18 protein-coding genes are annotated in these 21,350 nt (G+C 41.8%); 5 read left to right on the top strand and 13 right to left on the bottom strand.

Annotation, left to right across the window (positions count from 1 at the left end; genetic code table 11):
- Positions 1 to 69: 69 nt before the first annotated feature.
- Entirely contained in the window at positions 70 to 636 is a 567-nt protein-coding gene (locus tag LX64_RS14355; protein WP_111598365.1) for an RNA polymerase sigma factor, read from the bottom strand.
- A 171-nt stretch (positions 637 to 807) separates the two neighbouring features.
- Between LX64_RS14355 and LX64_RS14350 the strand changes: the two genes are divergently transcribed.
- Complete coding sequence (locus LX64_RS14350; RefSeq protein WP_111598364.1) at positions 808 to 1,707, top strand: bestrophin family protein; 900 nt, start codon at positions 808 to 810, stop codon at positions 1,705 to 1,707.
- 23 nt (positions 1,708 to 1,730) lie between these two features.
- Here LX64_RS14350 and LX64_RS14345 read toward each other — a convergent pair whose 3' ends face one another.
- The gene (locus tag LX64_RS14345) at positions 1,731 to 2,351 is read right to left on the bottom strand and encodes a redoxin domain-containing protein (protein WP_111598363.1); all 621 of its coding nucleotides are present in this window, start codon (positions 2,349 to 2,351) and stop codon (positions 1,731 to 1,733) included.
- 438 nt (positions 2,352 to 2,789) lie between these two features.
- Between LX64_RS14345 and LX64_RS14340 the strand changes: the two genes are divergently transcribed.
- The 4 genes from LX64_RS14340 to LX64_RS14325 are packed head-to-tail and all read left to right on the top strand — an operon-like array spanning position 2,790 to position 6,526.
- Entirely contained in the window at positions 2,790 to 4,007 is a 1,218-nt protein-coding gene (locus LX64_RS14340; protein ID WP_111598362.1) for an acyltransferase family protein, read from the top strand.
- 22 nt (positions 4,008 to 4,029) lie between these two features.
- Complete coding sequence (locus tag LX64_RS14335) at positions 4,030 to 5,061, top strand: sensor histidine kinase (RefSeq protein WP_111598361.1); 1,032 nt, start codon at positions 4,030 to 4,032, stop codon at positions 5,059 to 5,061.
- Positions 5,052 to 5,750, top strand: coding sequence for a LytR/AlgR family response regulator transcription factor (locus tag LX64_RS14330; protein WP_111598360.1), 699 nt, complete (start codon positions 5,052 to 5,054; stop codon positions 5,748 to 5,750). The genes LX64_RS14335 and LX64_RS14330 overlap by 10 nt, the downstream gene beginning before the upstream one ends.
- A complete protein-coding gene (locus tag LX64_RS14325) occupies positions 5,747 to 6,526 on the top strand; it encodes a M90 family metallopeptidase (RefSeq protein WP_111598359.1) in 780 nt (259 codons plus the stop codon). Before LX64_RS14330 ends, LX64_RS14325 begins: the two co-directional genes overlap by 4 nt.
- A gap of 3 nt (positions 6,527 to 6,529) precedes the next feature.
- Here LX64_RS14325 and LX64_RS14320 read toward each other — a convergent pair whose 3' ends face one another.
- The 11 genes from LX64_RS14320 to LX64_RS14270 all read right to left on the bottom strand — a co-directional run bounded on the left by LX64_RS14320 (position 6,530) and on the right by LX64_RS14270 (position 21,003).
- Complete coding sequence (locus tag LX64_RS14320; protein WP_111598358.1) at positions 6,530 to 7,369, bottom strand: DUF695 domain-containing protein; 840 nt, start codon at positions 7,367 to 7,369, stop codon at positions 6,530 to 6,532.
- Between the two features lie 120 nt (positions 7,370 to 7,489).
- The gene (locus LX64_RS14315) at positions 7,490 to 8,026 is read right to left on the bottom strand and encodes an RNA polymerase sigma-70 factor (RefSeq protein WP_111598357.1); all 537 of its coding nucleotides are present in this window, start codon (positions 8,024 to 8,026) and stop codon (positions 7,490 to 7,492) included.
- A 163-nt stretch (positions 8,027 to 8,189) separates the two neighbouring features.
- Positions 8,190 to 8,984 (bottom strand): 5'-nucleotidase, lipoprotein e(P4) family, encoded by a 795-nt coding sequence (locus LX64_RS14310; RefSeq protein WP_245952676.1) that lies wholly within the window; start codon positions 8,982 to 8,984, stop codon positions 8,190 to 8,192.
- 74 nt (positions 8,985 to 9,058) lie between these two features.
- Complete coding sequence (locus tag LX64_RS14305; protein WP_111598355.1) at positions 9,059 to 10,288, bottom strand: alkaline phosphatase family protein; 1,230 nt, start codon at positions 10,286 to 10,288, stop codon at positions 9,059 to 9,061.
- Positions 10,289 to 10,343: 55 nt separating this feature from the next.
- The gene (locus tag LX64_RS14300) at positions 10,344 to 11,810 is read right to left on the bottom strand and encodes a SusD/RagB family nutrient-binding outer membrane lipoprotein (RefSeq protein WP_111598354.1); all 1,467 of its coding nucleotides are present in this window, start codon (positions 11,808 to 11,810) and stop codon (positions 10,344 to 10,346) included.
- Between the two features lie 12 nt (positions 11,811 to 11,822).
- Positions 11,823 to 15,236, bottom strand: coding sequence for a SusC/RagA family TonB-linked outer membrane protein (locus LX64_RS14295; RefSeq protein ID WP_111598353.1), 3,414 nt, complete (start codon positions 15,234 to 15,236; stop codon positions 11,823 to 11,825).
- Positions 15,237 to 15,283: 47 nt separating this feature from the next.
- Positions 15,284 to 16,282, bottom strand: coding sequence for a FecR family protein (locus LX64_RS14290; RefSeq protein ID WP_111598352.1), 999 nt, complete (start codon positions 16,280 to 16,282; stop codon positions 15,284 to 15,286).
- A gap of 187 nt (positions 16,283 to 16,469) precedes the next feature.
- Complete coding sequence (locus LX64_RS14285; protein ID WP_111598351.1) at positions 16,470 to 17,051, bottom strand: hypothetical protein; 582 nt, start codon at positions 17,049 to 17,051, stop codon at positions 16,470 to 16,472.
- A 93-nt stretch (positions 17,052 to 17,144) separates the two neighbouring features.
- Complete coding sequence (locus LX64_RS14280) at positions 17,145 to 17,597, bottom strand: DinB family protein (protein ID WP_111598350.1); 453 nt, start codon at positions 17,595 to 17,597, stop codon at positions 17,145 to 17,147.
- A 59-nt stretch (positions 17,598 to 17,656) separates the two neighbouring features.
- On the bottom strand, positions 17,657 to 18,889 hold the full coding sequence (locus LX64_RS14275) for a C45 family autoproteolytic acyltransferase/hydolase (RefSeq protein WP_111598349.1): 1,233 nt from the start codon (positions 18,887 to 18,889) through the stop codon (positions 17,657 to 17,659).
- Positions 18,890 to 18,960: 71 nt separating this feature from the next.
- Positions 18,961 to 21,003 (bottom strand): ATP-binding response regulator, encoded by a 2,043-nt coding sequence (locus LX64_RS14270; protein WP_111598348.1) that lies wholly within the window; start codon positions 21,001 to 21,003, stop codon positions 18,961 to 18,963.
- Positions 21,004 to 21,350: the final 347 nt, after the last annotated feature.

Here is a 21,350-nt window from a genome sequence, read left to right as displayed (position 1 = left end):
TACCCTTATTAATAGTCGCATAACTATTTAGTTTGTACTAAGCCGCTTTCAAAAAATTTTAGAATTTCTTTACAAAAGTATACCTGCATGCTGCGCAATACATTTGCGGATACGTTGAATTGCGCTACTGATCTGGTTTCTTACGGTTTGATCGGATAATTGGAGTTTGGCTGCAATCTGGGCAGAGGGGAGTTCCTCGTCCCTACTCATCAAGAAAATCTCCCGCATACGGGTGGGCATTTGCTGGATTTCGGTATCTATTAGTTGGGTTAACTCCTTCATATTGAGGGCATCGGCAGTTTGGGGCACGTCGGTTTGATCGTTATGTAAGAACAATTGTTCTATATAACGACGTTTCACCGTGGAAGTGCGGTAGTAATCGATGATCTTATGACGTAATGCGGCGTGTAAATACGTGGACAAGGCAACTTGCATCTCAATTTGTTGGCGGTTTTTCCACAAATACAAGAATATTTCTTGCGTTATATCACACGCATCCTCTTCGATGCCTGTTTTAATGAGCGCTTGCGTGTAAATACTTTTCCAATGGCGGTTATAAATTTCTCTAAATGCGCGCTCATCATCACTTTTCATCAACGTCCATAAGTATTGGTCGGAATGCAACACCTTGGCCATGTAAATTTTGATTTGTGCTTTCAGTTCACTGTTGAAATGCTACTCTTCGGTGGAAAAATTATTAATTTATTTTGATTTCGAGAAGAAATGTTATTTTTTGATAGGTTCTGGCACGTTTCTTTTTAACATTTCCCCTGTTTACCTGTTGTTAATTAAAACCACGCAAACACTATGCTATTACGCCACCGGCTTTCGATTACACAAATTTTTAGGCTTACTTGGAAGGTAGATTTATGGATTTTGCTTTGTTGCACTGCTGCTTATTATATTGACGTGTACTACATGAAATCGCACATTTCTATCCCTGGCAGTATTTCAGGTGTGCTAGGTACGGCAATTGCCTTCTTCGTGGGTTTTAATAATAACCAAGCATACGATCGTTGGTGGGAAGCCAGAACAATTTGGGGGGCTTTAGTGAACGATTCCCGCTCTTTTGCACGGAGCGTATTACAATACACCGAAGGCGACTTCAATTCACAACAAATTGCCAGGAGAATGGTACAACGCCATCTCGCCTTTATTTATGCCTTAAAAGCACGTTTACGGTCGTCTAACGACGATTACTATGTTCGCTACCTCAACGCCCGCGAACTTGCAGAAGTACAAGACAGTTCAAACGTAGCAAACGCCATCTTACAACTCCAATCCCGCGACCTTCAACAATTGGAAAAAGAAGGCTCCATCGATCAATTTCGCTTTCGAGCGATCGACGAGTTACTTGTTAAGCTCACAGATGCCATGGGTAAATCTGAACGTATAAAAACGACGGTGTTTCCACCCAGTTACTCGTTCTTCACATCCATTTTCATCTGGTTCTATGTAATTATGAATACATTAATGATGACAGAAACCATCGGTGCATGGTCGATCCTATTTGGTTGGGCATTTGGGTTTGTTTTCCATGTAACGCAATTGAACGGTTTAAGTATTATGAACCCATTCGAAGAAACTCAAACAGGGATTGCGCTGGATAGTATTTCGAGGAATATAGAAATAAATTTGTTGGAGGCAATGCATGCCCCCAACATCCCGGAGCCTGTGCAACCGGTTAAAGGTCTCTATATTATGTAAGCTAGATCTGGCTTAGTAACTCCCTAAGCAACGGCTTTCGTGCCGGCTTGGTATACAGCGGTTAATAAATCGCGTGTATCCAAATTCTTGGTCAAATTCGTATCAACAAATTCATATACAATCTTCCCGGAAGGCGACACCACATAAACTGCTGGTGCAAAAACATCTGCATCAACACCAGATACGCGTCCCCATAAAGGATCCGATCCTGCATATAATCCGGCCGATTTTGAAATCGCAAAATCTACATCATGTATAATATCGAAAGGAAGATCGTATTTGCCTTGCCATGCTTCAAATGTGTCAGCATCCTCTGCTACAACTAGCAAAAAGGAACCTCCCATTACGCGAACATCGGCATATAATTGTTGTAATTTATCGAGGTAAGATTGTCCGTACAATGATAACTGTGCTGAATAAAACGCAATCACTAATGGACGCGTTATAAACTTCAACAACGGCGTATGTACATTCGGATGAATAACTTCACCAGACTGAATAATTTGTGATGGCGTAATTGTAAACAGCGGGAACTCCGCACCTGCACGCAATGGCGTAATTAGTTGGCGACCTACAATTGGTTTTGCAAAATTCTCTGGAAAGAAATTCGGTAAAACATCGGCGTAACGGTGATAGATAGACATTGGTAAAAATTTAATGGTTGTTAAACATTGTTGTTGTTGCTACTGATATTTTGTTTCGTAAAGTAAAGATAGGCAAACTTTTCTTATTTCCTACTAATTCTATAGACTTTATATAAAGAAATAGTTAAAACATTGATTTACTGTAAGATAAATCTATTTATACTGCCTCCAAAAGTGCTTTTCACCTAAAAACACCTTGCTGCTTATGCATTCTTAACTACCTAATTTTACATGATCCATTTCAAGGTTAATTGGGTATTACTTTCTTGGTTATTTTATATCAAGTAACGCGCTATCAATCCGTTCTTGCTGGGGTGAAATGTTGGAACATGTAAATCTTTGCAGCACCTTTTGCATTTGGTCAGTTATTGTGTGCAGAACGTCAATCTATATTATAGAGCCAGAAGCCGTATTGTAGGTTTGTTGAAAATTACTCACATGCAACCACTATCTACTTCTCGCCAGACCTACCTCGACTGGCTCCGTATCTTCGCCATAGCAGGCGTTTTATTTTTTCACTGTGCACGGCCATTCATGGAAGATGATCCTTGGCATGTAAACAATGCTACCCAAAGTGGGCTATTATCTGAGTTTGCATTTTGGTTGAGTCGTTTTAGGATGCATTTATTGTTCTTTATTTCTGGTACTATTTCTTGGTATATGGTGAAAAGAAAATCGGCTGCCGGCTTCGTGGGATTGCGATTTAGAAGATTGTTTATTCCCTTATTAGTGGGCATGTTTATTATAGTACCACCACAGATATATTTCGAACGTGTACAACATGGCTACCAAGGCAGTTTCTGGAGCTGGTACCCCAATACGTTCGATTTCCAACCCTATCCTAAAGGCAATTTTAGCTGGCACCACTTATGGTTTATTGCGTATTTATTAGTTTACGATATTCTCCTAGCTCCATTCTTTGCCTGGGCTACCTCTCCCAAGGCCGCTAAGTTTGTAGAGAAATTGGGATATTTCGCCAAAGGCAAAAGAGTATATTGGTTCATTGCTCCAAGCGCCATTTGGTTCTCGGCACTTATTCTACAATACCCCGATACGAACGATCTTATCCACGATCCATGTTTCTTCGTGTATTGGATGTTGTTCTTACTGGCAGGGTTTTTATTTGTACTTCAACCCGCTCTTATGGACAGCCTCGAGCGAAATCGTCGTACCAGCTTAGCCTTTGCTTTCCTTATGATAGTGACGATTAATGTGTTTAGATGGAATGATATTGAAATTGATACCTTGTGGGGTGGCGAAAATTGGAAATCCCACCCGCTAACATACCTATACCTCGCGCGTATGCCTCTAAATTCTTGGCTCTGGGTATTTGCTTTAGTGGGCTACGGTAAAAGATACTTCAATAAACAACACCGCCTTCTTCCCTATTTAAACCAAGCTATTTACCCATTCTATATTCTACATCAAACAGTGATAGTTGTATTTGCTTTTTACGTGGTACAAACGAATGATACAATTGATATGAAGTACTTATTCCTTGTTATATCAACATTCTTGTTTTGCATGATTGCTTACCATGTGTTTATACGACCATTCAACGTGATGCGGTTCTTGTTTGGGATGAAACCCAAATCCGCCATCACCCCACTTCCACCGATCGAAAAACCCCAACCAGCTACCAGCCAGGTCAATTAAATTCATTAAATTCAGTACTTTCATGCATATGAGCAAATGGAGGAAATATATATTCCCAGCAGTTTTCGGGCTTGTCATTTACACCAGCTTACGCCTTGTAAATGATGTGATTTCCGATACCAATATCTTGCTTCGTCCTTGGCACGTGAACGTCATAGAAATTGTGGGTTCCATTCTGATGGGGTATTTAACCATGTGCGTTATTCACCGCTTCTTTCGATACCAACAACAACGGATTGAAAACAATAACGCCATGCCACCGGCAAAAGAATTCTTGCTATTGGCGCTGATTTTAGAATTATTGATCAGCGTTACTATGATCCCGCTATGTGCCCTTACCGACGATGGTTTACAATGGTACGATGTTGTGAATATCTATCTCCTCCCCTTGCTCTTCAATCTCATTTATTATGGCTACATAAGGGGCAACGCGCTTGTACAAAAAAGCTACGAACAACAAATACACATCGAACAGCTAGCCAAAAACCAGTTACAATCGGAACTACGTTTCTTAAAAGCCCAATACCACCCACATTTCCTGTTCAATGCGCTAAATACTATTTACTTCCAAATGGATGAAAGCGTACCAAAAGCAAAGCACACGGTGGAAAAACTATCAGAATTATTACGGTACCAATTATACGACCAACAGCAGAAAGTAAGTATTGCCCAAGAAATCCATTACTTGCAATCGTACATCCAACTGCAAAAAGAACGGATGAACGAACATCTAGATTTGCGCATTGCCTTCGATCCGCAATTAAACGAACAAAAAATCTTCCCCCTATTATTACTACCACTCGTTGAAAACGCGTTCAAATATTGTGGAGGCGATTATTGGATTGATATAAATGCTACCTTACAAGATGGCTACCTACACTTCATTGTGCAAAACGCGGTGCCAGGAACACAACAGCCACAAAGTGCAGGTGGCATAGGATTGGAAAGTTTGAAACGTAGTTTAACGTTGCAATACCCGCAACAACATACGCTTGATATACACCGCGAAAACAATGTATTTAGTGTAGCTGTTAAAATATTACTATGCAATTAAAATGTGTGATTACCGACGACGAACCCATGGCTCGAAAAGGCCTAGCCGGTTACGTGTCGCAAATAGATTTCTTGCAACTCGTAGGTATGTGCGATAACGCCGTTTCTCTCAACAATATGCTGCGCGAACAAACGGTAGATCTCATTTTCCTGGATATCCAAATGCCATATGTAACCGGGGTGGAATTGCTACAACAACTACAAAATCCGCCGATGGTGATTTTCACTACTGCCTTCGAACAATACGCCCTTAAAGGGTTCGAGTTGGAAGCGGTAGATTATTTATTGAAACCTATTCCTTTCGATCGTTTCTTAAAAGCAGCGAACCGTGCACTCGAATTATTCAACCTAAAACATCAACCACAAGCAGATTTTGTGTTTGTAAAAAGTAATGACAAGCTCCTGAAAATCGCCTGGCAAGATGTGGAAATGATTGAAGCAACTGAAAACTATATCACCATTTACACCGCGCAAGCGAAACACTTGGTACTAAGTACTCTCAAATCCGCTATGGAAGCTTTACCTAAGTATTTTATACAAACACATAAATCATATATCATCAACACCCAAAAAATCAACAGCATCGAAGGCAATGTTATTCACTTGCAACATGCCCAAGCTCCGATTGCTCGTAGTTTGAAAGAAAGTGTGATGGAAAAGATTATCAACGATAAACTATTGAAAAAATGATTTGGCTATCTATTAGTATTACGCTAATCCTAGTTATTGTATTAGCATCGAAAAAGAAGAAAAAGGAGAAAGCTAAATTAGCCGTTCCGGCCGACTTAAAGGATTTATTGCAACAAAATGTACGTTTCTATCAATTACTAGACGATAATGGAAAAGAACGATTCTATGCCCGCGCTGTACATTTCCTAGAACAAGTACATATCGAAGGTGTTGGCATAGAAATTGAAAACCTCGACCGCGCACTGGTTGCTGCAAGCGCCATTATCCCAATTTTCGGGTTCGACGATTGGAAGTACTTCAACCTCACGAACGTTATCATTTACCCCGCCAGCTTCGACGAGAAATACCAATTTGAAGGCGACGATAAACGTATTCTCGGCATGGTAGGAAGTGGCAATATGAACGGGCAAATGATTCTCTCACAATCCGCCTTACGACAAGGTTTCTCGGCATACGCCGATAAGCAAAACACCGCCATCCACGAATTCGTGCACCTGCTCGATAAATCCGATGGCGTAGTCGATGGCGTTCCTAATAACTTATTAGAGCACAGCTATAGCCTTCCTTGGCTGAATTTAATTCGCCAAGAGATTACAAAAATCGAAAAAGGCCGCTCCGATATTAACCCGTACGGTGCTATGAATACCGGTGAATTTCTCGCGGTTGTATCTGAATATTTCTTTGAAAAGCCTGCGGAATTGGAGAAAAAACACCCGCAGTTATACGATATGCTCGCGCACATGTTCAAGCAAGATTTAGCGAAACAGCAAGCGTAAGGGCTATTTCGTTACTTGGGTTTGCCAGAAGTCGTACCGCCCACCATTGCGTGTGGCCAGCTTACGCAGTTGCACGGTAATGCCATTCATGGTGTCTTCATCTACCCTATCTTCCCGCGAAACACAGAGCCTGAAAGGATATTCCAAGTCATCGCGGTTGAACATTTTAGTGACGATTTTAAATTGTTGGGCTTCAATTACCTTCTCAAAATACTCGCGATCGGTTATCTCTTTGAAACTAAAGAAGTGGTTAACTGATCGCGGTTTATCTAGGTTATCACCTGCTTGGAGCAGCTTGGTAATAATTTCGTGGTTTTGTTTGAATTCAAGTACTTCTGCGCTTGGGTATAAAAAAGTAAAATAACCATTCCATTCCTCGTCACGCTTCACTTTAATGTGCGATTTGTAATACTTGTAATTATTGTGGTAAGTTTCTTCTAAACGATCTTTTAAAAACAAGGTATCGCTAACATAGAAATAGTCGTACCGCTCTTTATTATAAGCGAGCGACCCTACATAAGCACTCATCTTGGTATGTTTCTTAATAGTACCAAACACCGTATCGCTCATTACATACAAATAATTCAACTCGTCGGCATCCGGCAAATTACGACCATCATTCGACTTTAAGGTAACGCCTGTAATAACAAGAAAGGGCAATCTTGGATTAGGTGCCTTTTCCTTGATGCTGGCATTATAGTTTACCGAGCCAACGCCTTTGCTTAAACGCGCGATGTAATTATCCCAAACCTCTTTCACAGCGGTTTTAGATGAATCCTGCGCCTGTGATAACAAAGGTGAAAAGCAAACTACAAGCAATAGTAAACGTCCTAAAAATCTCATACCGACAATAAATTATGCGGCCAAAGATAAACAGCGGGAATTTTTTAATGGTAGCAGAAGGGGTATTTTAACGAACATTTAGCGGTTAAGGGGCATCGTATAGCAGGGAGCGTGTATATGTTAATATTTCAATTGGGTGCGAAGAAAGCGGTTAGCTTTTACTATTTGGTCTTTCACTGTGTTGGTAGAGATCCCCAACTTAAGGGCAATTTGTTGTTGCGACAAGCCTTCCATGCGGCTTAACTGGAAGATAAGTTTACGTTGTGGCGGCAATTGGCTGATGGCTTGGTCTTTCGCCCGGTGAAGATCGGCGGCGGAGATTTTCTCTTCGGTGGTATTGTCGGTATCAGATTGATGATAACTCACACCGCTCTTCAATCTCCGCTCGATCGCTGCCTTTTTCAAAGAATTGAAAACGCTGTTTCGAATAGCGGTATAGAGATAAGCTTGTATATTTTGCGATGGATCTAATTTCTCACGGTGCATCCAAATACGCATAAAAACTTCTTGCACGGCTTCCTCAGCCATGTCGCGGGTGCGACAAAGTTTCAAGGCGTATCCAAATAATGGATCTTTCCAAGTGTTAAAGAGTTGATAGAAAGCAGTAGTGCTTCCCTCTTTAACTTGTGCTATGCAGTTGTAAACATCTTGGTTCATAATCCGGTATCACAAATTTGAGAAACCACTTTTAACTGAATGTAAAGCCTATATTAAATTTATACCAACTTCAACCACACGATGATTCAAAATATACATTAATATCCAACTATGCAAGTACTTTAAACTAGCCACCATAGCCAATTCATAAGCGTTACAACATTTAATAGTTACGTAACGACGCTTTAAAAATACTGTCTTGCTGTTTTAGAGAAAGTGAATATTGAAAACGAATTAATCCTCCTTCCCAATCGCCATACATCGCATTAGGTAATACTATAAAGCGTTCACCAAACTTGGCACGGTTGGCAATTACGTCGGCATTGCGTTTATCAATAGTTTGTTTATCAAACAATCGATCAAAATCACTCAAGTTATCGCCTAACAAAAGTACTATGTCGTGGGTATTCGCTACATGCTCGCGGCGAGGCTCCTTTCCACTAGCGGTGGTTTTCATTTGTAGGTTCTTACTCTCCGCGTTCGGGAAGTTATAGCGAACTAACTCTTTCAATGTAGCGCTGCGCTCGGCTTCCAAACGGTTGGTGATGTAGAATACTTCTACGCCTTTCGACTTTGCGTATTGTAAGAAGGCTAGGGCACCCGGTACCGTATCGCACGCTACTTTGTTTGTCCATTCCATCCAGGCACTATCGGTATATAGGCTATTACGGAATGCGTCGTGTACAATATATGGACTGTTATCTAGGATGGTTTCGTCGATATCTGTTACGATGGCCAAAGGTTTGGCGTGAGGTTGTTGTAAGATTTGATCTAAGCGAAGCTGGGCTAAATTGAAAGCTTGGTAACACAGCGCTTTGTATTCCCCTGCCTTTTGTTGCCATAAAGCACCCCAAGCAGGCGCTGTAGCCCTCCAAGTTTGATCATTACTGGTGGCGGGTTTCGACATACGGCACCCCATCATGCAGAGTACACTAACTACCAATGTAAAATTCTTCATAACGTTTATTTTATAAAACAGCATAAGGACCTTGAACAATGTTCAAGATCCTTTGCATATCAAATATTGAGATATTATTTAACGATTACCCAACGGTTCACCGTGTTGTATTTACCTTCTAAAACGATTTTGTAATAACCGCTTTTCATGTCCTTCACATCCACTGTTGCCTTCTGCGTAGCAGCCTGTACAGTCTTCATCAATTTATAGGTGTCTTTTCCACCTTCTTTAAAGTTATTCGTCGTACTCACGTAAATCTTCACATCACCTGTTTTGTCGATCGCATCCCAAGTAATATCCAATTGTTCGTTATTCAATGCTGCAGTAGGTTTCGCTACCGAAACTTTACCCAACAAGGAAATACCATCCACTTCACGAAGGTTTTCAGCCGGTATTTTAATTTTCATGAACTCGGCGATGCTTGGCATAATATCCACGATACCCGGGGTATTATGCTTGGCATAAGCGTTGAGTTGTTGCTGGTTCGTAACAATCCAAGTACCACGCTCGCGGTTCGATTGCCCGCCATGGTGATGACCCGATACGCTATCACGACCATGATCCGTTGTTATCACAATCATCCAGTCTTCTTTATTTTTTGCTGCGCGGGATTGAATAGCATTCCATATAGCACCTACTTGTTCGTCGACCATTTTAACAGCGCCGTACATTTGTTGACTATCACCGTGGCGATGCCCCATATCATCACTATATTCTAAATACACCCATGTTAAATCGGGTGCTTTTTCAGCCAAGTATTCACTCGCTGCTTTTACTACAGTAGAGTCAATACGATGTATATACCAGCTTTGTTTATCATGCGGGAACCTGGCTGTATCTAACTCCAAGCCATCAACGTGGTGGTCGATTTTTAGGAAGTTGGTTTGTGCCAAGTTATCGCCCACCAGCTTAGTACGGTTATCGAGCCAAGTGGAGAAAATGGCAGTTTGTTTGGTAGGATATTGCGCTTTGAAATAGCGGAAGATGCTCCAATAATTGTAGTTCTGTGCTTTGATATCGTTATCCCATACATTGTGTTTATTCACCCAAGTACCGGTAAGTAAGCTGTTATAACCTACCGCCGAAATGGTGGGTGTTTGTGAATAACCACCTCTTTCGCCGCCCACGTAAGCGCGCATATAACCGTTTTTACCGGCAATTTTATCCAAGTTGGGCGTGGGTTGTTTTTCAATTACGTCGGCCGGTATCCCGTCGACAATAATAAATACGGCCTTGCGCGTTTGTTGCGCTTGGGCCGACAATAGGCAAACACAGCTCGCCAGGCATAAAATAATCTTCTTCATAACCAAAAATTAGAAAACCGGCACGGGGAACGTTCCGCACCGGTTTGTTTTGCTATTATTCTGCTTTCAATAACCACATTACACCGTTCACATTATCGCCACCGGTTGTAAACTGGCGGTTGATGGCCTCTTTCAAATGATCGGCATTGTAAATACCTTCATTCTCAGGGTACATCCAGCGAACAGGGATTTTTTTGTTATTCAACACACCATCGCCTACCACTTCGAAAGTTGGGAAGCCTGTTCTACGTTGTTCATAGAAGCTATTCCAACCTAAGTGCATAAACGAAGCGATGTATTTCTGGGTAATGATCGATTTGATTTCGGTACCTGCTGTTAGTTGAACAGCTGCTTGCGCTTTGTAGGTATCAGCCGCATCGGTGTTAATATTGTAGAATTGGAAGGAAGCGGTGATACCTTTCTTGTAATAAGCATCGGCACTACCTGTAATCCAACCACGTACCACTGCTTCTGCCAAGATAAACTGCAATTCGGCATAGCCAATAGCAATACCCGGCTCATTAGCAGGATCAGCGTAGAAACGACGGTTTATTTTAGACGCTTCCCCTTTAGCAGCACGGTCGCTGTTCAAGTTAATAGAAGCACTTCCTTGTAAGCCACCGTAGGCATTAAAATCTGTGGCAGGCAAGGCATCAAACTTTGGTGCTTTCGCAGCGAAGCTGAATAAGCGTGGATCTTTCAAGGTTTTCAACATATTCACAAACGACTCGTCCATGTAATACGCTGTTTGGATACTGTTATCGTTATAGAACGGGTAGCGGTTACCAACTTTGTCAACGAACTTCAATTGTGCTTGGTCTGCCAATACGTCGAAGATGGGGTATTGTGCAGGATTGTTCACGATTTCAGCGAATCGTTGTTTTACATTTAGTTTCGTGTTGTTCGTTTTGTTTGATAAAGTCATCAAAATGCGTAACGAGTACGAGTTGATCAACTTTTTCCACTGGGTAATTTTACCGGCGTACAAGATATCTCCTTCTACCGCTTCAGAAGCGGCAGTTAAAGCAGCATTCGCTTCTTTCAATTCGTCTAATGCGCGGATGAAAATATCTTCTTGTGCATCGTATTTCGGTGTATAGTTACCTTCTGTAGCTTGCAATGCTTCACTGTAAGGTACATCACCAAACACCATGGTTAAACGCATGATGTAATATACACGGAAGAACTTTGCGATGGCTACGTAAGAAGGTTTGTTCATACGGTTTGCTTCCAGTTCCATGCGGTTTACTTGGCGAAGGTTGCCGTAGTTACCAAAGCCAGAACGTTGCCAACCGTAATATTGGTTATCGTTAACGCCATCGGTATAAGCCATTTGGCGAGAAGCCAACGTAGCACTTAAGCTTACTTCATTGAAAGCATTTGCTTCGATACTTGTTAACAACAAGTTGGGAGCTGCTTGCGTAGGTTTATTCGGATCTGTTTGGAAGGCTTCAAATTTCTTACAAGCACTCATACTAAGCGCCATTGCCATCAAACCCAACAATAGTTTATTTTGCTTCATGTGGTTTCTTGTTTAGAATTTTAAGTCGATGTTAAAACCATAGCTACGCATTGATGGTGTTTGTAACGCATCGTAACCTGGATCTGGATCAACGTTTGGAAGTTTCGATAACAACAGCAAGTTTCTACCTACTAATGAAACAGAAGCAGCACGCAAGAAGGTTCTATGAACGAGCTTGCTTGGCAAGTTGTACGTGAATGTAACCTCGCGAAGTTTCAAGAAAGTATTCGAATAGTAGTTGTAGTTGGTTTCTGCTGCATTACTAGTGTTGATCATATAGTCGATATAGTTCACCGCTTGCGTGTTAGGTGCGAATTTGCGGGTATCGCTTACGATGTTGCCTTCGTTATCATATTCAACACTACCCGATACCACAACCACGCCTTTACCTACATATGTAGCTTTACCGGCATTCGCATCATCACGGAATTGGTTCACCGTACCCGGATGGGTACCACCCCACCACATTTTCTGGTTCGTACTAGAGTACATTAAGCCTCCAATTCTACCATCTACCAATACTCTCATGCTGAAGTTCTTGTAACGGAAGTTGTTTTCAACACCGTATACCCAATCAGGGTCGCTATGACCAATATACCTAGCATAGTTATCTGCTAATGGGAAACCGTTATCTCTATAGATAATATTGCCTTGCGGATCGCGTTGGTATACGTTATCGTAGATATTCTTCACGTTGTCGCCTACTTTTAAGTAACCCAATTTGCTAGCATTACCGTAAATTTTCGACAATGTATTACGCATGTGCGACCAGTTGGTTAACACGTTCCACTCAAAATTCTTATTACGAATAGGTGTACCCGTTAATACAATCTCGAAGCCTTTACGTCTATATTCATTCCCATTCAATTTACGCGATTCGTAACCACTGGTAACAGATACCGGTAAGTTGATGATGTTGTTAAAGTCGCGTGCATTGAAGTAAGTAACATCAAATCCTACACGGTTTTTAAAGCCTTTCCATTCAAGACCTACTTCGTAAGAATTTGTTGTCTGTGGCTTTACATCCGGGTTCTTCAAGTTGCCACTGTAGGTTAATGATGGTGTTCCATCCCAGTTAACACCTTGGTCGTAAGTAGCTAAGAAATCGTATGGATAAGCGCTAGAGTTGAAAATGGTTCCACTCGACACGCTCGATACCGAAGCACGTGCTTTCAAGTAAGAAGTCCATCCTGGCAATTTTACCAATTCCGATACTACTACCGAACCCGATACCGATGGGTAGAAGAAAGTATTGTTTTGTGTTGGCAAAGAGGAAATCTTATCTGTTCTACCGGTTACGGTTACGTAAAACGCCTTGTAGAATTCGAAGTCAACGAAACCATAGTAGCTGAACGTACGATCTTCTTGGATGATGTTACGCGCCGTTACAGGTTTAGCAGAGTTACTCAAATTATAAATACCCGGAATGGTTAAACCATCGGTAATGGCTGTTTGGTACTTCCTATTACGGTAGAAATTAGAACTCCCTACTTGCGCATTCACGCTAAAGTTTTTGCTGAAAGTGTGGTTATACTGTACCATCAATTCGCTTAAGATATCGAAGTAGTTAGTAGTTGAGGTAGTATAGTTACCGCGCGATTTATCGCTGTAACGGATATAACTAACCGGCTCTTTCAAGTTTTCATTCAAACCGTAGGCGTTGATACCGTTACGGAATTTCACGTTGAAATCGCCGTTTATTTTGTAGTCGAGCGTTAGGGAACCGAAGGTATTATCCTTGTAGTATCCTTGTTTTAATTCGTATGCTTGGAAGTACGGGTTATTGTACCAAGAGTTATTGTAGTGTTTTTGTTGGATACCTTCTTTACCTTTTACCCAGTAATCTTTTAAGTCGCGGATATCTACATCCGGGCCTGTCCATAATACTAGGTTATACAAGTAGTTCATGGGGCCATAGCCGTTTTCTGGATAGTTATCGGTGTACTGCCTGTTATAGGTAATACGGGCATCTGCTTTCAGTTTGCTCGTTAAGTTGTAGTTACCGGCAACGCTGAAAGAAGAGTTATTGAGTTGTGAATTAGGCACTACACCTTTTTGGTAGATATGTGAAGCAGATGCTCTGAAACTACCTTTATCACTACCTTTTGTAACGCTGATGTTGTTGGTTGAAATCAATCCTGTTTGGAAGAAATTCTCTACGTTGTTTTTCCCGCGCGATAAGAACGGCGTAGCGGAACGTACACCAGTAACGGGATCAACAGGGCTGTTATACTGGGGAGTTTCCCAATAACCGCTGGCAGTAGATGGATCTCTTTGATCGAGTTTGGGTCCCCAAATCCAGCCGGAACCTTCTGTACCACCACCGGAACCGTCGGTATAAGCATATTTGCCTTTGTAACCGTTACCGTAGGTTGATTGTACATCGGGAATCCTAATAAAGCTAGGTTGAAACATGGTCGACGAATTGAACTCTACGCTCATATCCGTACCCTTACCACGTTTCGTAGTAATCATAATCGCTCCATTTTTACCAATAGAACCGTATAACGCGGAAGCAGTGGGACCTTTCAATACGCTCAAGCTTTCAACATCATCGGGATTCACTTTCCAGAAATCGGCAGATGGATCAGGAATACCGTCGATTACGATCAAGGGCGTTTGTCCACGTAATGAAATTCCTGGATCACGGAAAAGATCGGTTGAGTTGGAGATGGTTAAACCTGCAACACGACCGGTTAACGAGTTCACCAAGTTGGCTTCACGCGCTTGTGTCATGCTTTCGCCTTTCACTTCTTGCACGGCGTAACCGAGTGATTTCTTTTCTTTTTGAATACCAAGTGCCGTTACCACCACTTCCCCGAGTGCTGCGCTGGCTTGGTTCAATTTCACATTTATTGTACGCGATTCGCCAACAGCCTGTTGAAACTGTTCGTAACCAATGATCGAGTACATCAGTACATCAATATTTGATATACCATTTAATGTATAGTTACCGGCTGCATCTGTAGCCGTACCTTTTGATTTACCTTTTACGCTTACCGTAACACCTGGCAAAGGCTCATTTGTAGTGGCATCTACTACTTTACCTTTCACAGTGAAAGTTTGTGTTTGCTCGATAGCAGCCACACGGCTCGCTTTAATAACATAATAATTCGATGTAATGGCTTCCCCGGCAAGGCCTAGCGGCTGCAAGATAGCCGGTAAAGCATCGGCCAAATTATACTGTTCTAATTGCTTTAAACGTTGCGCAGGAACATTTTTACCACGCAAAATCTCGCTGTTGTAACTGAATTTTACTTTGTGAATTTTTTCCAATCGAAGTAATGCATCCTCTAAAGGATAAACGTCTTTCTGCCGTGCAACGTCGTTGCGGGCGAGCATATTTTGCGCTTGCATTGTTGGCTGAACTGCAAACAAGCACGCAGTGAAACATACTAGCTGCGGAATGCGTAGCATTTTGTGCATAGTGGCGATGTTTTAGATCTGAGTGACAGTTTTAATGTTGGCAATCGTTACTTGGCCTTGATAACGAGCACCTGTTTATTAGTTTGATCGATCTGAATGTCTAGTGATTGTTCAAGGATGGTCATTGCCACTTCTAACTCGGTAGCCGGCAAGGTTCCTGTGAATGTAGTTTGTGCTAATTGTGTATGGTCGAATCTCACCGCTACGCCGAATTGTTGTTGCATAATAGCGGCAACTTCGCGTAATGGTGTATCCTTAAATATGAGCTGGTTGTTTTTCCAACTGGTAAGTGTTGTGGTGTCGGCTGCTTGGTGTTTAAATTGTAGGGCAGCATGGTCGTATAGTACCATTTCGCCGGGTTGTAAAATGGTGGATTCCCTTTTGCTCGCCACTTTTACTTTCCCGCTATTCAGTACTACACTGGTATGTAGATTTTGTGCTTTAACGTTGAAAGTAGTACCTAATACCTCTACTGTTAAGGCTTTCGCATGTACTACGAATGATTTTTGCGCAGATTGTGCTACGTTGAAATAACCTTCCCCTGTGATCCATGCTTCGCGGGATGACAGGCTTTGCATGTTGCTGGCAAATCGTAAAGTAGCATTTGCATTCAGGGTAACGGAGCTACCATCCGGCAAGGTAATTTTCTTGATTTCGCCGTACCCGGTGGCTACCGTCATATATTCAGCACGGGGCGTTTTCCAAAGGTAAGCACCGCCTAATACAAGCAATAAAGCCACGGCAGCGGCCGTATAATACCATTTGTACGCCGCCATACGCCTTACGGTCGAAACCTGGGCTGCTTCGGTTGGGCGGGATGCCAAAATATGCTCATATACCCTATTAGCGTCTGCTGGTGCCATCTGTTCCCAACCTGTTTCGCCCTGTTGTGCTAATAAATCGTCTACACTCGGCAATAAACCGGGTGCCTCGTGGTTAGCAAGGTATTCGTCGAGTTCAGATTGTTCTTGTTCAGTTATAGTTCCAGCAGCTAGTTTCGCAAATAGTTGTTGTATATAGGCATCATCAAATTTCGGCGCTTCCATCAAATGCTTTTATAATAGATACAATGCAAATCGATGGAAGGACGATCCTAAGGGAAAATATTTTTTGAATTATTTATACGCAGGGGAAATGCGCAGTTTGTATATGTAGGATGGTATTGGGTTATAGGCGATATAAGGGTTGAGCTTATTTGAACCGGGAAGGCACCTAGGTATGTAAATAGCGAGGTTAACAGCCTATTTCTCCATATAAGCGGGTGGTAATTTTCTTTCTTTTAGAGCTAACGGTAACATTTACAAAACGGTAGATGACGTAATCCACTTGTTGCACCAACTCATCGTCTTCAATCAACAACTCATACATGTTATTTCTAAACAACCGGGGAGCGCCTTCTACATATTCTTCTTGTTTAACTGCTACCAGCCTCTCCAACCGGCCATTAATACGCATAAATATAACGCCTTCCAAGTTACCTGCTAGCAAATATTCGGATCTACCTAACATGGTAGAATCTTCAGCATACAGCTCCGACGCACCCTCAATTTCAGGGGGTAATTCGAGAAAGGGGGTTATAATAATATCTAACTCGGTTGTATCGTAAGCAATCCCGTCATAGGAATAGGTTTCGCTTAAGGAAGAATCTTGTTGTATTTTTTTAGGATCTACCGTATGTAAAAGATTAAGTGATGTATCAATTATTGCTGAATCATTTATTGATGCGATAAAAGAATCTGTCTGTGCCGTTTCCGTTAAAGTAGTGGTTTGGCAAGCAGTAAATAGGCAAGATAACAGCAAAATCGATTTTCTCATACGTATGCAAGATAAGGCACGCCGTTCAATAGTAAAAGTCCCGGTGAAAGAAATGCGTCGCAACGATGCTCCATAGTAAATCAACATCCTGGTCTACGGTATGTAATGCGCTAAGCGCCTATGGTAGTTAATCTGGCCCAAGTGATAGTTTAAATGCGTAGCTAAGTGAATTAATATATACTCTGTTGAGTGGTTGGCATCGAACATTTTAAGTGGATATTGCCGCTCTAAGTCGGCCTCACTGAGGTTTTCTAATACTTGTTTTATAATATTCGACGTGTAATCGATGGCTAGTAACAGGTCTTTTCGAGGCACATCTTTCTGCTCGAATTCCTTTTCGCGGTGGCGTACATAACCCGTATTGCCCAGTACCGCCCCTATATAATGATTCAAATTACCGATTAAATGCAGGCATAAATTACCCGCGCTATTCGTTGTACCCGGCAAGGTTTGCCAAATAGTACTTTCATGGAAATAAGCATTTATTTCGGCTTTTAGCTTGTCCAAGTCACGCTTAAACAAAGGAGCTAATGTATCGGGAATCATCGTGTTTATTTTAAGATGGTTACACACAACGCACCTATCCTCTGTATAAAAATAAAATTTTATTCGTTACGGCTCATCGCAGGCAGTTGAGAAAAACTAAGATTAATGGGTTGACGCTTTGTACGGATACGGTTGGTACCGGAAATGGTGCCTTCGTCGCCCAGGTAGAACATGGTTTGTAACTGGCGTTCACCCAAATCGGCACAAATCGACCAGAAAGTTCTTTCTGGGAAAGGGCGTTTTACCCCGGCCCGCTCGCCATCTATAAAGGCGCACAGTACTGTATCTATCACAACGCGCAAGCTCTCCAATGTAAACAGGCCCTCGTGGTACTCTATTTCTTCATCGAGCATACATACACGGGTGAAAGAGTTGTGCTCTTCGTCCATAAACACAAGTGGGTAACTATATAAATCGGGATGTTTATGCAAGGGATGGTTCGTAACCACGAACGGTGTATCTTTCTTCGCATCCGTAAAGAAGTATTGGCCCGTTTCTGCATCTACCTCGAATACTGTGGCCGCTCCTGTTTCATCTACAATTAAGTAATGTATACCTTGGCCTTCGGCGAAGTAAATATGCTGTTGCAGGATAGCCGATTTACATTGATTCACGGTTTTACAAGTACTCAATAAGAAGTTGGGTAATTGCAGCATACTAATACCCGCATCGCGTACACCACTAATATTTGTGAGCAGCGCCGGTGCACCTGGATCGAATAACACGGTAACATACAACCCGTGCTCATTGATTCCATCCGTCCAAGGATTGAGTAAATCATTGCTACTAATATGCATCGTAGCAAACCCACCATCGGTTGGATATATTTCCGTGATTTGGTTACGGGTATTAAACTTCCATTCACCTTTCACACTTTTACCACCTGCTAATTCCGACGGTGTAGCCATATACCAATCGAAGTTACGGGCTACCAGCGGGTTACCGGAAGCCGTCATAGATGGGGGAATTACCACGGCTGAGCAACCCACACCACCTTTACCAAAAATAAGGCTGGATGTATCGTACAAGGTGTTGGCAATATCGATGTTGAAAGCCTTCGCTACGCCTGCCATCCTTTCGGCTTGTGCAGGCCATACACGTTTAAAATAGTTCCAACGACCATTGGCATAAATAGGATCTACATAAGAGTACAGCTTCGTGCTAAATTCCTGTTTGGCCAACAATGCAAGGTCGTACCCAATTTCTTCATTGGCACCTTTCACAATAATGTGTTGCACATTCATGTAATTACCGGCATGGGCAGGAATGATAAAATCATCTTTCAAAAGCATACGCGTAAAATTTTACAAGATTTTGGTAAGCAGAAAGAATATAACAAGTTGAGGCCGTGATTGTTCTACACTCATTCTTCACTTGAAACTTGCACAGACGTTTGATTGGCGGTGATTAAATACTTGCTTAAAGTATCGTATAAACGGGAGTATTCGATAGGTTTTACGAGGTAATCGTTGAACCCATCGCGCAATGCTTCCTGTTGTTGTTCGTAGAAAGCATCGGCAGAAATTGCTACAACAGGTATATGTTGCAAGTTGGGATAGGTTCGTAAAGCCAGCAATGCTGCCGTACCACAAAGGTTCGGCATATGCATATCCATAAAAATTAAATCCGGTGGGTTCTTCAATGCCTTTTCTATGCCCTTTTCACCATCTTCGGCCACTTCGATATCTAAGCCCATACCTTGGCAATACTTGTGCATTACTTTTTGGTTCAACAAATTATCCTCCATCACTAATACCCGTTTACCCGCAGGCATTTTCTCCCATGTTTTCGGCTGTTGTTCGGTCCGTGGTTCTTCCATGGCAGCTTCTACCAGCGGTAATACAATAGTGAAACAAGTGCCAATACCAATTTCACTAGTCACCTCCATAGCACCGCCCATTAATTCCACTAAGTGCTTAGAAATGGTTAAGCCTAAACCCGTACCTCCATAGTTATGCGACACGGTATTATCGGCCTGTACAAACGGCTGGAAAATAAATGGCAAACGATCTTCTGCAATACCTATGCCTTCATCGGAAATGCGAATACACCAGCTATTGCCATCTACCTCGGAGCAATGCACCGTTATGTTTTTACCCTTGGGAGTAAACTTAATAGCGTTCCCTACGAGGTTGTTAATTACCTGTGTTAAGTGTTTCCGGTCGGCCACTATTCTTTCCGGCAGCTTGTGATCCAAAATAAGGTTCACATGCAAATCTTTCGTTTTAGCGTTGGATTGTGCTACCGCCACGAGGTTATGCATCCAGTCGCGGATGTTAAACGGCTCGTTCAAAATATCGTCTTTACGACCCGCTTCGATCTTCGCCAGTTCTAATACATTGTTGATAATCTCCAACAAACCGCGCCCGCTAGAGTCGATATGGTGAATCATTTCCTGGGCATCTACCGGCAATAGTTGCGAGCTTTGTTGGTGAATAAGGATATCGGAAAAGCCGATGATGATATTTAAAGGGTTGCGGATTTCATGACTAATCTCCCGTAAAAACTTCGACTTCGCATGGTTAGCTTTATCGGCTTCATCCTTGGCAATAGCGAGGTTCTTCCGTGTATCGTGTAGTACGATTACTTGGTGTTTCAATTCATTTTCTTGTGCCTGCAAAGTTGCGTAGCTATTGCGTAGGTTTTCTAATGTTTCTTCTAACAGTAACTTGCTCTTACGAATCTCTTCTGTACGTTCTTCTACTTGTGCTTCGAGGTGTATATTCGTTAAGATCAACTCTTTGTTCATACTGCGTAATTGTGATTTTTGCAGTTCCACTTCTTCATGTGATCGTACCAACGAATCGTTGCGAATACCGAGTACTTGTAAAAGGTTATTAATATTCTGTTGATAGAAGGATAGGATAATACAATTCAATAAAAATATCACACCCATAATCAGCCAACGGAACGAGTTCGTAACGGCGTTGGTAAGCCGTAATGGCGGAATAATCGCGTAATGATGATTCACCTCTAACAACACCAAGCACACGATGGGCATCATAATGCAAATGCATTTGAGGAATTGTTCTTTTTTATTGAAAATGAGTAAAGGCACACCGGATAGAAACAAGCACAGTAAATGCACTTCCGTAGCCTCGCCGAACATTTGCCCGTAGTATAAAATAAGCGTACTAATGGTAAATGGTAAACTGAATTTTGCGGCGGAATAGAGATGGTACTTATTGAAAAACAAGGCACTTAAGAACCCGGCTACAAACACTAAAGCCGACCAGCAAATGATCCACTCTCCCGATATCCATGCCAAACCCACCCCGTAAAAGGTACACAAGATCGCGATGATGAAACAAAATGAATTCACAATCATGATCTGTTGCACTTCCTCTTCGGGCACGTCGGACGTTATGCCGGTTCTTTTAACGTTATTAAGCCACTTAATAGCCATCGGGGACTGAGTATATAACAAACGCGATTTTCCTTACTAGGATTGCACCATTTGCGGCACTTTCTTTGGTTGTAAGTTTAACTTTAATATAGTTAAATAAAATATAATATCCAATTATAAAACATTCCCAATTCTAATCATTTGATCCTGAGTACTTACGTGGTATGAATGAACTAAATAGCGCTTGAATAGTTACGTAATGATAAGGGGAAAGATGGTCAAAAATTGTTAATTGCTCGTTATTCTTATTAAAAAACAAAACCCGGTAGAAATACCAGGTCTTACTGCTTACTCCAAGTAAACTAATTTTAAGATGCATCTTTTTAAATGATGTTATGCTAAAATTA

Origin of the sequence: Chitinophaga skermanii (genome assembly GCF_003259335.1) — a bacterium.
Taxonomy (GTDB): domain Bacteria; phylum Bacteroidota; class Bacteroidia; order Chitinophagales; family Chitinophagaceae; genus Chitinophaga; species Chitinophaga skermanii.
Note: the sequence above shows the minus strand (reverse complement) of the source record. Positions and strands in the feature narration are given on the sequence as shown.

Coding starts and splice junctions, on each gene's coding strand:
- LX64_RS14355 (WP_111598365.1), bottom strand. CDS start 636: ATGGCCAAGGTGTTGCATTCCGACCAATACTTATGGACGTTGATGAAA.
- LX64_RS14350 (WP_111598364.1), top strand. CDS start 808: ATGCTATTACGCCACCGGCTTTCGATTACACAAATTTTTAGGCTTACT.
- LX64_RS14345 (WP_111598363.1), bottom strand. CDS start 2,351: ATGTCTATCTATCACCGTTACGCCGATGTTTTACCGAATTTCTTTCCA.
- LX64_RS14340 (WP_111598362.1), top strand. CDS start 2,790: ATGCAACCACTATCTACTTCTCGCCAGACCTACCTCGACTGGCTCCGT.
- LX64_RS14335 (WP_111598361.1), top strand. CDS start 4,030: ATGCATATGAGCAAATGGAGGAAATATATATTCCCAGCAGTTTTCGGG.
- LX64_RS14330 (WP_111598360.1), top strand. CDS start 5,052: ATGCAATTAAAATGTGTGATTACCGACGACGAACCCATGGCTCGAAAA.
- LX64_RS14325 (WP_111598359.1), top strand. CDS start 5,747: ATGATTTGGCTATCTATTAGTATTACGCTAATCCTAGTTATTGTATTA.
- LX64_RS14320 (WP_111598358.1), bottom strand. CDS start 7,369: ATGAGATTTTTAGGACGTTTACTATTGCTTGTAGTTTGCTTTTCACCT.
- LX64_RS14315 (WP_111598357.1), bottom strand. CDS start 8,026: ATGAACCAAGATGTTTACAACTGCATAGCACAAGTTAAAGAGGGAAGC.
- LX64_RS14310 (WP_245952676.1), bottom strand. CDS start 8,984: ATGAAGAATTTTACATTGGTAGTTAGTGTACTCTGCATGATGGGGTGC.
- LX64_RS14305 (WP_111598355.1), bottom strand. CDS start 10,288: ATGAAGAAGATTATTTTATGCCTGGCGAGCTGTGTTTGCCTATTGTCG.
- LX64_RS14300 (WP_111598354.1), bottom strand. CDS start 11,810: ATGAAGCAAAATAAACTATTGTTGGGTTTGATGGCAATGGCGCTTAGT.
- LX64_RS14295 (WP_111598353.1), bottom strand. CDS start 15,236: ATGCACAAAATGCTACGCATTCCGCAGCTAGTATGTTTCACTGCGTGC.
- LX64_RS14290 (WP_111598352.1), bottom strand. CDS start 16,282: ATGGAAGCGCCGAAATTTGATGATGCCTATATACAACAACTATTTGCG.
- LX64_RS14285 (WP_111598351.1), bottom strand. CDS start 17,051: ATGAGAAAATCGATTTTGCTGTTATCTTGCCTATTTACTGCTTGCCAA.
- LX64_RS14280 (WP_111598350.1), bottom strand. CDS start 17,597: ATGATTCCCGATACATTAGCTCCTTTGTTTAAGCGTGACTTGGACAAG.
- LX64_RS14275 (WP_111598349.1), bottom strand. CDS start 18,889: ATGCTTTTGAAAGATGATTTTATCATTCCTGCCCATGCCGGTAATTAC.
- LX64_RS14270 (WP_111598348.1), bottom strand. CDS start 21,003: ATGGCTATTAAGTGGCTTAATAACGTTAAAAGAACCGGCATAACGTCC.